Origin of the sequence: Micromonospora sp. RHAY321, from assembly GCF_023896955.1 — a bacterium.
Taxonomy (GTDB): Bacteria; Actinomycetota; Actinomycetes; order Mycobacteriales; family Micromonosporaceae; genus Micromonospora.
Map to the genome: position 1 here is coordinate 128,959 of NZ_JAMHIW010000013.1, position 14,605 is coordinate 143,563.

The 14,605-nt window shown below is 71.7% G+C and carries 8 protein-coding genes; 5 read left to right on the forward strand and 3 right to left on the reverse strand.

The window, feature by feature from the left end:
* Positions 1–69: 69 nt before the first annotated feature.
* The 4 genes from M8C17_RS23755 to M8C17_RS23770 all read left to right on the forward strand — a co-directional run bounded on the left by M8C17_RS23755 (position 70) and on the right by M8C17_RS23770 (position 4,758).
* Entirely contained in the window at positions 70–480 is a 411-nt protein-coding gene (locus M8C17_RS23755) for an Asp23/Gls24 family envelope stress response protein (protein WP_252418774.1), read from the forward strand.
* Positions 481–589: 109 nt separating this feature from the next.
* Positions 590–2,278, forward strand: a complete 1,689-nt coding sequence (locus tag M8C17_RS23760; protein WP_252418776.1) for a methylmalonyl-CoA mutase — start codon at positions 590–592, stop codon at positions 2,276–2,278.
* Between the two features lie 170 nt (positions 2,279–2,448).
* The gene (locus M8C17_RS23765; RefSeq protein ID WP_252418777.1) at positions 2,449–3,372 is read left to right on the forward strand and encodes a tetratricopeptide repeat protein; all 924 of its coding nucleotides are present in this window, start codon (positions 2,449–2,451) and stop codon (positions 3,370–3,372) included.
* A 66-nt stretch (positions 3,373–3,438) separates the two neighbouring features.
* A complete protein-coding gene (locus M8C17_RS23770; RefSeq protein ID WP_252418778.1) occupies positions 3,439–4,758 on the forward strand; it encodes an arginase family protein in 1,320 nt (439 codons plus the stop codon).
* A 39-nt stretch (positions 4,759–4,797) separates the two neighbouring features.
* Here M8C17_RS23770 and M8C17_RS23775 read toward each other — a convergent pair whose 3' ends face one another.
* Positions 4,798–6,768 carry a penicillin-binding transpeptidase domain-containing protein gene (locus M8C17_RS23775; RefSeq protein WP_252418780.1) on the reverse strand — a complete coding sequence of 657 codons (1,971 nt, stop codon included), beginning with the start codon at positions 6,766–6,768 and terminating at the stop codon, positions 4,798–4,800.
* Positions 6,769–7,056: 288 nt separating this feature from the next.
* Between M8C17_RS23775 and M8C17_RS23780 the strand changes: the two genes are divergently transcribed.
* Positions 7,057–12,138, forward strand: coding sequence for an NAD-glutamate dehydrogenase (locus tag M8C17_RS23780; RefSeq protein WP_252418781.1), 5,082 nt, complete (start codon positions 7,057–7,059; stop codon positions 12,136–12,138).
* A gap of 33 nt (positions 12,139–12,171) precedes the next feature.
* Here the strand turns inward: M8C17_RS23780 and M8C17_RS23785 are convergent, their stop codons facing one another.
* Together M8C17_RS23785 and M8C17_RS23790 are read right to left on the reverse strand one after the other, a co-directional pair.
* Positions 12,172–12,876 (reverse strand): class F sortase, encoded by a 705-nt coding sequence (locus M8C17_RS23785; RefSeq protein WP_252418783.1) that lies wholly within the window; start codon positions 12,874–12,876, stop codon positions 12,172–12,174.
* Position 12,877: 1 nt separating this feature from the next.
* Entirely contained in the window at positions 12,878–14,038 is a 1,161-nt protein-coding gene (locus M8C17_RS23790) for a hypothetical protein (RefSeq protein ID WP_252418785.1), read from the reverse strand.
* Positions 14,039–14,605 lie beyond the last annotated feature (567 nt).

The window sequence follows — 14,605 nt, forward strand, 5'->3', positions numbered from 1 at the left end:
TCGCGGACGCGCGGGTGGCTCGCGTGCGGCCGGAGGCCGGCAGGCGTTGGTGAGGGCGGGGAGCGGGACGTGAGCGACGAGGCGACGCGGGAGCTGAGCACGGTGTCGGCGGTGGCCGGCGGGACGACGCAGGTCTCCGACGAGGTGATCGAGAAGATCGCCGTGGCGGCGGCGCGGGCGGTGCCCGGGGTGGCCGAGCTCGGTGGGGACGTCGCCCGGTTCTTCAACTCGGTCCTGGACAGGGTCGGGTTGGACCAGGTGGGCGACGCGCGGCGGGGCTGCTCGGCCCACGTGACCGGGGACGCCGCCGTGGTCAACCTGGTGCTGGTGATCCAGGCCGGCCAGCCGGTGCCGGAGGTGACCGGCCAGGTGCGGGCCCGGGTCACCGAGGCGGTCGAGGCGTACGGGCTGCGGGTCGACGAGGTCAACATCCGGGTCGATGACGTGCAGATCGACGGGCCGGCGACGCCGGCCGGCTGAGCGGTCGACCCAGCTCAGGTTACCCGCCGGTACGGCGTGACTTAGCGATCGTTCAGGCCAGGGCTCTACACTCGACGTGCAGTCGAGGACCCGAGGAGGAGCCCTGCGCATGGACGCCGACGAGATCGCCGCCGGACGGGCACGCTGGCAGGCCCGGTACGACTCCGCGCGCAAGCGGGACGCGGACTTCACCACGCTCTCCGGGATGCCGGTCGACCCGGTCTACGGACCACCGGAGGGTGCCGCGTACCCGGGTTTCGAGCGGATCGGTTGGCCGGGCGAGTACCCGTACACCCGGGGTCTGCACCCGACCGGCTACCGCGGGCGGACCTGGACGATCCGGCAGTTCGCCGGCTTCGGCAACGCCCAGCAGACCAACGAGCGCTACAAGATGATCCTCGGCGCCGGCGGCGGCGGGCTCTCGGTCGCGTTCGACATGCCGACGCTGATGGGCCGCGACTCGGACGACCCGCAGGCGCTGGGCGAGGTCGGCCACTGCGGCGTCGCCATCGACACCGCCACCGACATGGAGGCGCTGTTCGACGGCATCGACCTGGCCGGCGTCACCACGTCGATGACCATCTCCGGCCCGGCCGTGCCGGTGTTCTGCATGTACCTGGTGGCCGCCGAGCGGCAGGGCGCCGACCTGTCCAAGCTGGACGGCACGCTGCAGACGGACATCTTCAAGGAGTACATCGCGCAGAAGGAGTGGCTCTTCGACCCCGAGCCGCACCTGCGCCTGATCGGCGACCTGATGGAGTACTGCGCCGGGGAGATCCCGCGCTACAAGCCGCTGTCGGTCTCCGGCTACCACATCCGTGAGGCCGGCTCGACCGCCGCGCAGGAGCTGGCGTACACCCTGGCCGACGGTTTCGGCTACGTGGAGCTGGGGCTGAGCCGTGGGCTGGACGTCAACGTCTTCGCGCCGGGGCTGAGCTTCTTCTTCGACTCGCACCTCGACTTCTTCGAGGAGATCGCCAAGTTCCGTGCCGCCCGCCGGATCTGGGCCCGCTGGCTGCGCGACGTCTACGGCGCCACCAGCGAGAAGGCCCTCTGGCTGCGGTTCCACACGCAGACCGCCGGGGTGTCGCTGACCGCCCAGCAGCCGGTCAACAACGTCGTACGCACCGCCGTGGAGGCACTGGCCGCGGTGCTCGGCGGGACCAACTCGCTGCACACCAACGCGCTGGACGAGACCCTGGCGCTGCCCACCGACGAGTCCGCCGAGATCGCCCTGCGTACCCAGCAGGTGCTGATGGAGGAGACCGGCGTGGTCAACGTGGCCGACCCGCTCGGCGGCTCCTGGTACGTCGAGGCGCTCACCGACAAGATCGAGGCCGAGGCGGAGGAGATCTTCGCCCGGATCCGGCAGCTCGGTGGGGAGGGCCCGCACCAGATCGGCCCGATGACCTCCGGCATCCTGCGCGGTATCGAGGACGGCTGGTTCACCGGGCACATCGCCGAGTCGGCCTTCGTCTACCAGCAGGCCCTCGAAAAGGGCGACAAGAAGATCGTCGGCGTCAACTGCCACACCGGCACGGTCGCCAAGGAGCTGGAGATCCTGCGCATCTCGCACGAGGTGGAGCTGGAGCAGCGCCGGGTGCTCGCCGAGCGCAAGGGCGCCCGGGACGAGTCGGCGGTCCGGGCGGCCGTCGCCCGGATGGTCGAGGTCAGCCGCACCGACGAGAACATGATCCCCGCCATGCTCGACGCGGTCCGGATGGAAGCCACCCTGGGCGAGATCTGCGACGCGCTGCGCGCCGAGTGGGGCACCTACCGGGAGCCCGCGCGCTTCTGACCCCAGAGCCCCCGTGATCCTGCACTCTCCGCCCCGGAAGACGCCGCACGCGCCGCGTCCCGGGGACACAAAGTGCATGATCACGGGGGTCGGGGGCGTGGCGTGAGAGTTGCAACGTCGGGGTTGCGGGTGAGCTGAGATCGGGGGCTCACGTGCGAGACTAGGTAACCATGAGCGACCCACGGATCACCTCGTCGATCTTCACCCGCGGCGCGGTCGACCTCAGCACGCTGCGCGGCCCCGCACCAGCCAGTACCCGCCCCGGCACACCCCCGCAGGGTGGCCCGTCCGCAGGCACCCCCGGCGCGCCCACCGCCGGCGGTAACGCCGCCATCGTCGACGTCACCGAAGCCACCATCCAGGCCGACGTGCTCGAACGGTCGATGGCCATGCCCGTCCTCGTCTTCTTCGGCGCGGCCGGCTTCCCGGAGAGCGACGAGTTCGCCCCGGTGCTGGAGCGGCTGGCGGCAGAGAGCGGCGGCACGTGGGTGCTCGCCCGGGTCGACGTGCAGGAAAATCCGCGGATCGCCCAGATGTTCCGGGTTCAGGGCATCCCCATGGTCTACGCGGTGGTCGGCGGTCAGCCGATCGACGCCTTCTCCGGCGTGGTGCCCGAAGCGCAGCTGCGCCAGTGGATCCAGGCCGTGCTCAAGGCCGGTGGCGTGGCCGTCGCCGAGCCGGAGGACCCGCGCCTCGACGAGGCGGACGACGCGCTGATGAGCGGTGACCTGGACGCCGCCGAGCGGGCGTACCGCAAGATTCTGGCCGACTCCCCGGCGGACGCCGTCGCCGAGGCGGGCCTGGCCCAGGTCGGGGTGGCCCGCCGGGTCGCCGGCGCCGACCCGGCCGCCGCGCTGGCCGCCGCCGAGAGCGCCCCGGACGACGTGGCCGCCCAACTGCTGGCCGCCGACATCGAGGTGCTCAGCGGCATGGCCGAGCAGGCGTACGCCCGGCTGGTCGGCCTGGTCCGGCGCACCGCCGGCGAGGACCGGGAAGCGGCACGCCAGCACCTGGTCTCGCTGTTCACCATCGCGGGCCCGGACGATCCGGCGGTAGCCTCGGCGCGCCGGGCACTGGCCAGCGCCCTGTTCTGAGTTCGTAGCACGCCAGCGCGGGCCGGCGTTCCGGCCGGCCCGCCCGACCACCGAGGACGGGAGCTCATGATGCGCCGGATCGCCGTCCTCGACGCGCCGACAAATCTCGGTCTGCGGCCGCCGACGTCCACGTCGGTGCCGGGCTGTGCCAAGGCGCCCGGTGCGCTGCGGGACCACGACCTGCTGGCCCGGCTGCGCGCCCGCGACGCCGGCTGCCTGACCGCACCCCGCTACGACCCGGGCGACTGGCGGCCCGGCGACGGGGTGTGTCACGCCCGGGAGATCGCCGACTACTCGCTGGCCCTCGCCGAGCGGATCGGGTCGATCATCGACCGGGGCGAGTTTCCGGTGGTGCTCGGCGGCGACTGCTCGGTGCTGCTCGGTTCGGCGCTGGCCATGCACCGCCTCGGTGAGGCGGTCGGCGGGCGGATCGGGCTGGTCTTCGTCGACGGGCACTCCGACTTCCGGCACCCCGGCAACGCCTCCTACGTGGGCGCGGCGGCCGGTGAGGACCTGGCCCTGGTCACCGGGCGCGGGCAGGCCGACCTGGCAGCGCTGGAGGGGCGTCGACCCTACTTCCGGGACGTCGACGTGGTGGTGCTGGGCATCCGGGCGCAGGACGAGTACCGGCTCGACCTCCAGGCGGCCGGGATCACCACCCGGCCGGTGCCGGCGCTGCGCGCCGAGGGTGCCGCCCGCACCGCCCAGTGGGCGCACGAGCAGCTCGCCGACTGCGCGGGCTACTGGGTGCACATCGACGTGGACGTCCTCGACCCGGCGGTGATGCCCGCCGTGGACGCGCCGGACCCGGGCGGGATCGCCTTCGCCGAGCTGGAGATCCTGCTCGCCGGTCTGGTGGACACCCCGCACTGCCTGGGTGTCGAGCTGACCGTCTTCGACCCCGACTACGACCCGGACGGCTCGTACGCCGCCGAGATCGTCAACACGGTGGTCGCCGGGCTGGCCCCGGTCACCGCCCCGGAGGCGGTGCCGCCCCGGTTGCTGTCGGCCCGGCCGGCCCCCACTCCGCGCGGCGGCAACGGGCGGTCCGGGAGCGGTATCGGGCGTTTCGACGCGCCTCGACCCGCCGCCGCTGACCCGGTCGACGCCGAGCCCGCCGGCATCCGCCGTTCAGGGGACCGGGCTCCCCTCGGTGACCCGACCCCGACCGGGGCGGAGCCGCTCGACACCCGGGCACCGGTGCACGCGGAGCCGGTGGGCGGCGGCCCGGGCCACGAGGGCCGAACGGACCGGGAGCACGTCGCGCACATCGCGGCTCCGGTCGAGCGGGAACCGGTCGGCCCGCCCGCGTCGGCCGGCCCGGGTCTGTTGCGGCGACCGACCGCCCCGGATCCCACCGACCGCCCCAACGCCGACACGGCCTGACCCACCCGCCAGCCCCTCTCGCGGCGGCGGGCGGTCAGGTCAGCGGGCCGGCAGGGCGCGCAGGAACCGTTCGGCGATCGGGACCGCCGAGGCGGTGCTGGCGCCGCCCTTCTCCACGAAGACGGCGAACGCGACGTCACCCCGCCAGCCGACGAACCAGGCGTGGGTGTGGGCCGGGTTGTTGTCGTACTCCGCGGTGCCGGTCTTGCCGTACACCTCGCCGCCCGGCACGTCCTTGAGCGCGGTGCCGGTGCCGGTGGTGACCACCTCGCGCATCATGGTGCGCAGCGCGGCGACCGACTCCGGCTTGAGCTGCTCCCCGGCCGCGGCCGGCTTGGCCGGCGCCGGGTCGACCAGCAGCTTCGGCTGCTCGAACCGGCCCCGGGCGACCGCGGCGGTGGCGCCGGCCATGGCCAGCGGGCTGACCAGCGTGGTGCCCTGCCCGAACGAGGCGGCGGCCTGCTCGGCCGGGCTGCCACCGGTCGACACCTTGCCGGTGAAGACGTCGGTGCCGAGATCCCACTGGCCCTCCAGGCCCAGCGAGCGGCCGGCGGCGGCCAGCCCGTCGCCGCCGAGCTTCGGCGCCAACGCCGCGAACGCGGTGTTGCAGGACTTGGCGAAGTCGGTGCGGAACGGCACCGAGCCCAGCTCGAAGTTGTCCGAGTTCTTGAAGGACCGACCGTCGACGGTGAAGGTCTTCCTGCACTCCACCGGCCCGTCCAGGGTGACCGCGCCCCGGTCCAGCAGGCCCAGCGCGCTGACCATCTTGAACGTGGAACCCGGCGGCACCTGGGCGGTGAAGGCCAGGTTCTCACCGGCCGGCCCGGGGCCGTTCGCGGCGGCGAGCACCGCGCCGTCGCTGATCCGCACCGCCACCAGGGCGGATCGGCGCGGCTCCGCGCGCAGCGCGCCGTCGGCCGCGTTCTGGGCGGCCACGTCCAGCGTGGTCTTCAGCGCCTGCCCGGGCTGCGGCTCGCGGCGGAACAGCTCGGTGCCGGTGGGTGCCAGCTTGCCGTCCTCGGCGGGCCGCTCGACCACGACGGTCACCCCGGGAGCGCCGCGCAGCCGCTCGTCGTAGCGGCCCTGGAGCCCGCCGTGCCCGACCAGGTCGCCGGCAAGGTACCGGTCAGGGTGCGCGGCGAGGTCGTCGGCCTGCGCCGGGTCGACCGAGCCGAGCAGCGCCCGGGCGAACTCCCGGGTCGGGGCCAGGTCCAGCTTGTCGGAAATGAACTTGGTGCCCGGCAGGTCGTAGATCCGTGGCTTGATCTGCTGGTACGCCTCCTCGCGCAGCGTCACCACCTCGACGAACGCTCCCGGCTCGGCCTTCGACACCCGCTCGGGCAGGTCAGCCAGGTCGACCGCGGGAACCAACGCCGGGCGGATCGCCTTGAAGGCCGCGTCGAGGTCCTTGGTCAGTTTCCTGATGTCGGCGACCCCGTTGGGCTGCACGCCCACCCGGACCACCGGGCGGGGGGCCACGATCGGCTGCCCGGCGGCGTCCAGCACCGCGGCCCGGGGACCGGTGACGCGGCGCAGCGCCATCCGGTCACCCTTCGTGAGCTGTTCGTGCAGCACCCGCGGCTCCCAGACCACCTGCCACTGGTCGTCCTCGCCGTGGACGAGCCGCACCTCCCGGTCGTACGCCCAGCGGGTCTGATCGGGCAGGGTCCACTCCACGCGGATGGGCGCGGTCGCGACGTCGGCGGTGACCTTCGGCTCGCCCCGTCGGGTCAGCGCCGGCGGGGTCGCCGCCAACTCGCCGGACAGCTCCTTGATCTCGCGGGCCACGTCGGCCGCCGGCAGCCGCCTGGTGCCGGCCGCGTCGACCAGGCCGACCGCCTTGAGGTCGCCACTGCGCCAGCCGGCCAGGAAGGCGTCGACACTGCGCTGCGGCCCGTCATCGCCGGAGCAGGCGGCCAGGAGACCGGCGGAGAGCAGGGTCGCGGTGAGTGCGGCGACTCGCCGGCGGGTGCGGTTCGGCCGGTGGGACCGGGGGTACGACAGAGGCATGGAGCGGGTCCTTCCAATTGCGGACTGCCCTGCACGGTAGTACGCGAACGGTGTCCCCAACGTCCCGTGGTGGGCTCCGACGTGCGGAAAGACGGACCGCGCCGGTGTGATGAACATCGCGTGGCGGGGTATCCCGCAACCGGCCAACCTCATGACCCGCAACGGGTGAAAGGACAGAGTCCCGATCCGGACGTCCGGCCGGTGGTCCGCCGACGATCGTGCAGAGCGGTAGGGCCTAGGCTTGGGCAGACTGACCCACAACGCGGTGGGTCGAGGGGAGTGGCACCGATGGACCGGCGTCCGGCGATCAAACCGGAACCCGACCTCCGGCAGGATGACTCCGGCCGGGACGACGACAGCTTCGATTCGGCGACCGACGGGGACGGCTACGGCCGACTCGACACGGGAGTGACCGGGCTGACCGGGTCGAGTATCGACACAATCTACGATCTGGGCCTGCCGACAGAGGCGTTGGCCGACGACGTGGAGGACGCCGAGCTCGACGAGCCGGTACCCAACGCGGAGCGCCTGGTGGCACAGGCCGTGGCGCTCGCCGGGGACGACCACGACGTCGCGACCCTGGTGGGGCGCTTCTGGCGGTTCGCCCCGGACGAGGAGCTGGTCGGCTTCACGGCGGAGGAGATGCTCGACGCGGCCCGGGCGCACCGGGACCTCGCCCAGCAGCGGGTGCCGGGCGAGCTCAAGCTTCGGATCCACGAACCGCACGCGGACCAGCACCACACGGTCGTCGAGATCGTCACCGACGACATGCCGTTCCTGGTCGACTCGGTGACCGCGCTGCTCAACTCGTACCACCTGGACGTGCACCTGCTGGTGCACCCGCTGGTCGTGGTCCGGCGGGAGCCGCTGGGCCGGCTCACCGAGGTCTCCGCCGATGTCGAACCGGACGACGCGATCGCCGGCGACATCATCGAGAGCTGGATGCGGATCGAGATCGACCCGGTCCGGGACGCGGAGGAACGGGAGCGGCTGCGCCGCGAGCTGCAGCGGGTGCTCACGGACGTGCGGGAGGCCGTGGAGGACTGGCCGAAGATGCGTCAGCGGGCCCTCGCGCTCGCAGACGAGCTGGCCTCGGCCCGCACCTCCGACAACCGCCCGCCGGTGCCGGAGAAGGACATCACCGACTCGGTGGAGCTGCTGCGCTGGCTCGCCCAGGACCACTTCACGTTCCTCGGCTACCGCGAGTACCGGTTGGTGGACGCCCCCGGCGGGGACAGCGCGGACGTGGTCGACGGCAAGGCGCTGGAGGCGGTCCTCGGCACGGGTCTGGGCATCCTGCGCTCCGATTCGCCGGAGGCCCGGTCGCTGTCGTCGATGACGCCGGAGGCGCACGAGAAGGTGCTGGAGAAGCGCCTGCTCATCATCACGAAGGCCAATTCGCGGGCCACCGTGCACCGCTCGGCGTACCTGGACTACATCGGCTTCAAGATCTTCAACGAGGCCGGCGAGGTGATCGGCGAACGGCGCTTCCTGGGCCTGTTCTCCACCGCCGCGTACCGGACCAGCGTGCGAGAGCTGCCGGTGGTGCGCCGCAAGGTCGCCGAGGTGCTGGACCGCTCCGGCCTGAGCCGGCGCAGCCACTCCGGCAAGGACCTGCTCCAGATCCTGGAGACCTACCCGCGCGACGAGCTGTTCCAGATCAAGACCGACGACCTGTACCACGCGGTCATCGGCGTGCTGCGGATGGCCGGCCGCCGGCAGCTACGGGTCTTCCTGCGCCGGGACGCGTACGGGCGGTTCATCTCCTGCCTGATCTACCTGCCCCGGGACCGGTTCACCACGCAGAACCGGCTACGGATGCAGGACATCCTGCTGCGCGAGCTCAACGGTGTCGGGGTGGACTACACCACCCGGGTCACCGAGTCGATGCTGGCGCGGGTCCACTTCATCGTCCGCACCGACCCGACCCGGCCGCCCGGCGAGATCGACGCCGACCTGCTCGCCGAGGAGCTGGCCGACGCGACCCGGCTCTGGGACGACGACTACCGGCTGGTGCTGGAGCGCAAGCTCGGCGACGAGCAGGCCAAGCACCTCTTCGCCCGGTACGCCGACGCGTTCCCGGAGGGCTACAAGGACGGGCACACGCCGTACGAGGCCATGAAGGACCTGGCCAAGCTGGAGCTGCTGGAGGAGCCCGGCCAGCTGGAGATGCACCTGTTCCGCAAGCAGCTCGCGCCCCGCCCGGGCACCCGCGTGCCCGGAGCGGACCTGATCGAGGCGATGGACGTCCGGTTCAAGGTCTACCGGTACGGCGAGCCGATGATGCTCTCCGCCGTGCTGCCGGTGCTGCACTCGCTCGGTGTCCGGGTCGTCGACGAGCACCCGTACGAGGTGGACCGGATCGACGGTCGGGTCTACCTCTACGACTTCGGCCTGATGCTGCCCGAGGGGCACCAGGAGCTGGCCGAGGTGCGCCCGCACGTGGAGAACGCGTTCGCGGCCGCCTGGCGTGGCGAGGCCGAGGTGGACCGGTTCAACGAACTGGTGCTGCGCGGTGGGCTCACCTGGCGGCAGGTGGTGGTGCTGCGGGCGTACGCGAAGTACCTGCGGCAGGCCGGCACGGTCTTCTCGCAGGACTACATGGAGCAGACCTTCATCGCGTACCCGAAGATCGCCGCGTTGCTGGTGGAGCTCTTCGAGACCCGGTTCGCGCCGGGCGAGCTGAGCACCGAGCAGCGTCAGCAGCGCAGCGGTGAGCTGGTGGAGACGATCCGGGGCGCCCTCGACGACGTGGCCAGCCTCGACCAGGACCGGATCCTGCGCTCGTACCTGACGCTGATCGAGGCCACCCTGCGGACCAGCTTCTACCAGAAGCGTGCCGACGGGCGGCCGAAGGCGTACGTGGCGTTCAAGCTCGACCCGCAGGCCATCCCGGACCTGCCCGCACCCCGGCCGAGGTTCGAGATCTTCGTCTACTCGCCCCGGTTCGAGGGTGTGCACCTGCGGTTCGGGCCGGTGGCCCGGGGCGGGCTGCGCTGGTCCGACCGTCGGGAGGACTTCCGTACCGAGGTGCTCGGCCTGGTCAAGGCACAGATGGTGAAGAACACCGTCATCGTGCCGGTGGGCGCCAAGGGTGGCTTCGTGCTGAAGCAGAAGCCGGGGGACCGGGACGAGGCGGTCGCCTGCTACCAGGAGTTCGTCGGCGCGATGCTGGACGTCACCGACAACATCGTCAGCGGGCAGATCGTGCCGCCCGAGGACGTGGTCCGGCACGACGGCGACGACCCGTACCTGGTGGTGGCGGCGGACAAGGGCACCGCGACGTTCTCCGACATCGCCAACGAGATCTCCAAGGCCCACAACTTCTGGATGGGCGACGCGTTCGCCTCCGGTGGTTCGGCCGGCTACGACCACAAGAAGATGGGCATCACCGCCCGGGGCGCCTGGGAGTCGGTCAAGCGGCACTTCCGGGAGCTGGGCGTCGACACCCAGACCCAGGACTTCACCGTGGTCGGCGTCGGCGACATGTCCGGTGACGTGTTCGGTAACGGGATGCTGCTCTCGGAGCACATCCGGCTGGTGGCCGCCTTCGACCACCGGCACATCTTCCTGGACCCGGACCCGGACGCGGCCACCTCGTACGCCGAGCGCCGGCGGCTGTTCGAGCTGCCCCGGTCGTCCTGGGAGGACTACAACCCGGAGCTGATCTCGGCCGGTGGCGGCATCTTCTCGCGTACCGCCAAGTCCATCCCGATCACGCCGCAGGTCCGGGCGGCGATCGGCCTGGACGAGGACGTCACGCAGCTGTCGCCGCAGGAGCTGATGAAGGCGATCGTCACCGCGCCGGTGGACCTTTTCTGGAATGGCGGCATCGGCACCTACGTCAAGGCGTCGAGCCAGACGAACGCCGAGGTGGGGGACAAGTCCAACGACGCGATCCGGGTGGACGGGCGCAACCTGCGCTGCCGGGTGGCGGGCGAGGGCGGCAACCTGGGCTGGACCCAGCTCGGCCGGATCGAGTACGCGTTGACCGGTGGCCGGATCTACACCGACTTCATCGACAACGCGGCCGGGGTGGACACCTCCGACCACGAGGTGAACATCAAGATCCTGCTGAACACCGCGGTCGCCGACGGGGAGCTGACCACGGCCGAGCGGGACGAGCTGCTGGCCGAGATGACCGACGAGGTCGCGGAGCTGGTGCTGCGGGACAACTACGACCAGGCCCGGGCGATCAACAACGCCCAGGCGCAGGCCGCCTCGCTGCTCCCGGTGCACCGCCGGATGATCAATGATCTGGAGCGCTCAGGTGCGCTGGACCGGGCGCTCGAGGCGCTGCCGCCGGACGAGGAACTGGCGGTCCGCAGCGAGTCCGGGCTGACCGCGCCGGAGTTCGCGGTGCTCCTCGCGTACGTGAAGATCGTCCTGGAACGGGAGATCCTCACCGAGGGGCTGGCCGACGAGGAGTGGACGACCGAGGTTCTGGTCAACTACTTCCCGACCCCGATGCGCGAGCGGTTCGCCGACCGGATGGGCCGGCACCGGCTGCGCCGGGACATCGTCACCACGGTGCTGGTCAACGAGGCGATCAACCGGGGCGGCATCTCGTTCGTCTTCCGGGTGGTCGAGGAGACCGCGGCCAGCGCGGCCGACGTCATCCGGGCGTACGTGGTGGTCAGCGAGGTGTTCGGGCTGCGTGAGCTGTGGGACGCGGTCGAGGCGCTGGACAACAAGGTCGCACCGGAACTGCAGACCAGCGTCTACCTGGACACGCGGCGCCTGCTCGACCGCGCGGTGCGGTGGCTGGTGTCCAACCGGCGCTCGCCGATCGACGTACCGGGCGAGATCGCCCGGCTGCGCGACGGGGTGGCCCGGCTGCTGCCGGGGCTGGAGGAGCTGTTCTACGGCACCGAGCGGCAGGGCATCGTGGCGCACATCGACTCGATGACCGAGCGTGGGTTGCCCCGGGAGCTGGCGGAGCGCGCCACCCGGCTCATGTACAGCTTCGGCCTGATGGACGTGGTGGAGACGGCGACCCGCAGCGGGCGGGACGTCAGCGAGGTGGCGTCGGTCTACTTCGTGCTGTCCGACCTGTTCCGGGTGGACTCGCTGCTGTCGAAGATCTCCCTGCTGCCGCGGGAGGACCGCTGGCAGACGCTGGCCCGGATGGCGCTGCGCTACGACCTGTACGCCGCGCTGGCCGCGCTCACCGCGGAGGTGCTCGACTCGACCCCGGACGACCTGCCGCCGCACGAGCGGGTGCAGCAGTGGGAGCAGTCGAACGCCACCTCGATCCACCGTGCCCGCCGGGCGATGGGGGAGTTCGACGAGTCGCGGGCGGATCTCGCCGCCCTGTCCGTGCTGCTGCGCCAGATCCGCACCCTGGTGCGGACCTCCGCCGCGGCCTGAGTCGGTACGCCGGACCGCGTTCGTTCTGCCGGGTCACTCCACCAGGGTGGCGAAGACGACCACGTTGTCCGGGTAGCTCCGGACGGTCTCGTCGAACTGACCGCCGCAGGTCACCACGCGCAGACCGGGCCGGTCGTTCGGCCCGTACACCAGCTCGGTGGGGAAGGCCGTCTTCGGGTACGACTTCACCGAGTCGACCCGGAAGGTGACCGGCTGACCGTCGGCCCGCCGCACCGTGACCGTGTCGCCCGGGACGAGGGAGCCGAGGTCGAAGAAGACGGCCGGGCCGAGCTTCGCCGAGTCAACGTGCCCGACGATGACCGCGTTACCGGTCTCGCCGGGGCTCGCCCCCGGCTCGTACCAGCCGGCCTGGTCGGCCTTCTCCAGCGGGGGGACCTGGACGGTGCCGTCCGGGTTGGTGCCCAGCGACATGATCGTCGCGTTGACGCCGATCCGGGGGATCTCGATGCTGGTCGGCGCGGAGCGGGCCAGTCCGGCGGGAACGTCTCCCTCCCCGACGGGCTGCCCCTCGACCGACGGGACGTCGGCGTCGGTGGCCGCCGGGCCGGTGACCTCGGGACCGGCCTGGGCCTGCGGCTGCGGCGGACGGGGCGCGGGCGTGGTCTTCAGGGAGGCGCCGATCATGCCGGCGCCGACCATGGCCAGGGTGACGACGACGACCGCGCCGGCGGCGCGCCACGGTTTCCCGTGACGGCCGCCGGCCGGTGCCGTCGTCACGTCAGACGAGCGAACCATCGGTCCGCCGACGACGCATCAGCACGATCCCACCCAGCGCGGCAGCGCCGAGCAGGCTCGCCCCACCGGTGGCCAGGCCACGGTCGGTGCCGGTGCTGGCGCCACCGTCACCACCGTCGACCCCGCCGCGGGGCAGGACGACGAGCTCACCCTCGCCGCACGAGCCCTTGAGCTCGTAGCGACCCGGACGGGCGTCCTTGTCGACCTTGGCCTCGCCGTAGTAGACGAACTCCCGCTCGCGGTCGCCGCGGTCCCCGCGGTCCCCGCGGTCCTCGTCCCGGTCGTCCTTGCCGTAGCCACCACGGTCCTCGTCGCCGTAGTCGCTGTGGTCGTCCTTGCCGGAGCCGCGCTCGTCGGAGCCGTACTCCTCGTGGTCCTTGGAGTCGCGGCCGTTGTCCGAGCCGTACTCGGAGCCGTTGTCCTTGGACTCCCAGCCCTTGTCCGAGCCGTACTCGTCGGAGCCGCGCTCGTCGGAGCCGTACTCCTCGTGGTCCTTGGACTCCCACTCCTTCTTGTCGCGGTTGTCCTCGGCGTCCTGGCCGTGCTCCTCGCCCTTCCAGTCCTTGCTGCCCTCGTCGCCGTTGGCGTCGGCGGCAGCGCCGCCGCCCTGGCCGTTGGGCTGGGCGTCATCGGCCGGCGGCTGCGGCTTGCCGGTGCCGTTGTCGTCCTTGCCCTCGTGGTCCTTGCCGTTCTCGTCCTTGCCGTGCTCGTCCTTGCCGTTCTCGTCCTTGCCCTTGTCGTCCTTGCCGTGCTCGTCCTTGCCGTTGTTGTCCTTGCCCTCGTGGTCCTTGCCGTTCTCGTCCTTGCCGTGCTCGTCCTTGCCGTTGTCGTCGTGGCCGGAGTTGTCCTCCTCGCGCCACTCGCCGCGGTCGTCACCCCGGTCGTCATGGACGGGCTTGAGCTTGACCTTGCCGGTGACCTTGGACCACACGAAGGCGTGTTCCTGTCGATCCGGGCAGATCTCGAGCAGCTTGACCTCGTCGCCGGCCTTGACGACGTGCGGCTTGGCGAAAACCTTGCCGTCACGGTCCCTGCCGTCGTCGTGGTGACCGTCGGCGAACGCGATTCCCGGCGCGAACACCAGGAGCGAAGCGCCCCCGAGCGCGGCCCCCGCAACGACCTTCCCGAGCATCTTCTTAGCCATGACCTGCGTCACTCCATCCCTGTTGTCCTGAGCCCGGCGACAACCGAGCTAAGACCGACGTTAGACCGTTTCACGACCTATGAAGGGAAAGATTCGTGTTTTGACCTTTACTGTTGGTAAGCGGCGAAGGGGTACTACGCGGCTTTCGCCGCGCTCAGCGCCGTCTCGGGCCGTGACACCCCGTTGCGTGCGGCGCACGTCGTTCGGCTCTGGCCGTACTCGCTGGACGTGCTCATCCGGAAGGGCTGGGAAGCGCCCGACTCGTGCGACTCGGGCGGCCTCGGCGGTATCGTCCGAACTCGGGCAAGGGGCATCGCCCTCCCGAACACATCGAGCCATTGCCATGGAAGCGCTCCCATGCAAGAATCGGCGCACGCGGTTCGGGGAGCCACACCGCGCAGGCAGGGAGTCGAGGGCATCCGGTTCACCGGACGACGTCCCGCCGCCGACCGGCTGTGCGCCGGCCGATCACCACCACCACCGCCCGTCCGGGTCGGGCACCCCCCGAAGAATCCCGTATGGCGCCGGCGGCCGTCCGAGTAGGACGCCCACCGGGCCGTCTCGCCG

What these genes read in the sequence shown, in the direction of transcription:
- M8C17_RS23790 (WP_252418785.1), bottom strand. Translation starts at nt 14,038, where the DNA reads ATGGCTAAGAAGATGCTCGGGAAGGTCGTTGCGGGGGCCGCGCTCGGG.
- M8C17_RS23775 (WP_252418780.1), bottom strand. Translation starts at nt 6,768, where the DNA reads ATGCCTCTGTCGTACCCCCGGTCCCACCGGCCGAACCGCACCCGCCGG.
- M8C17_RS23780 (WP_252418781.1), top strand. Translation starts at nt 7,057, where the DNA reads ATGGACCGGCGTCCGGCGATCAAACCGGAACCCGACCTCCGGCAGGAT.
- M8C17_RS23765 (WP_252418777.1), top strand. Translation starts at nt 2,449, where the DNA reads ATGAGCGACCCACGGATCACCTCGTCGATCTTCACCCGCGGCGCGGTC.
- M8C17_RS23770 (WP_252418778.1), top strand. Translation starts at nt 3,439, where the DNA reads ATGATGCGCCGGATCGCCGTCCTCGACGCGCCGACAAATCTCGGTCTG.
- M8C17_RS23760 (WP_252418776.1), top strand. Translation starts at nt 590, where the DNA reads ATGGACGCCGACGAGATCGCCGCCGGACGGGCACGCTGGCAGGCCCGG.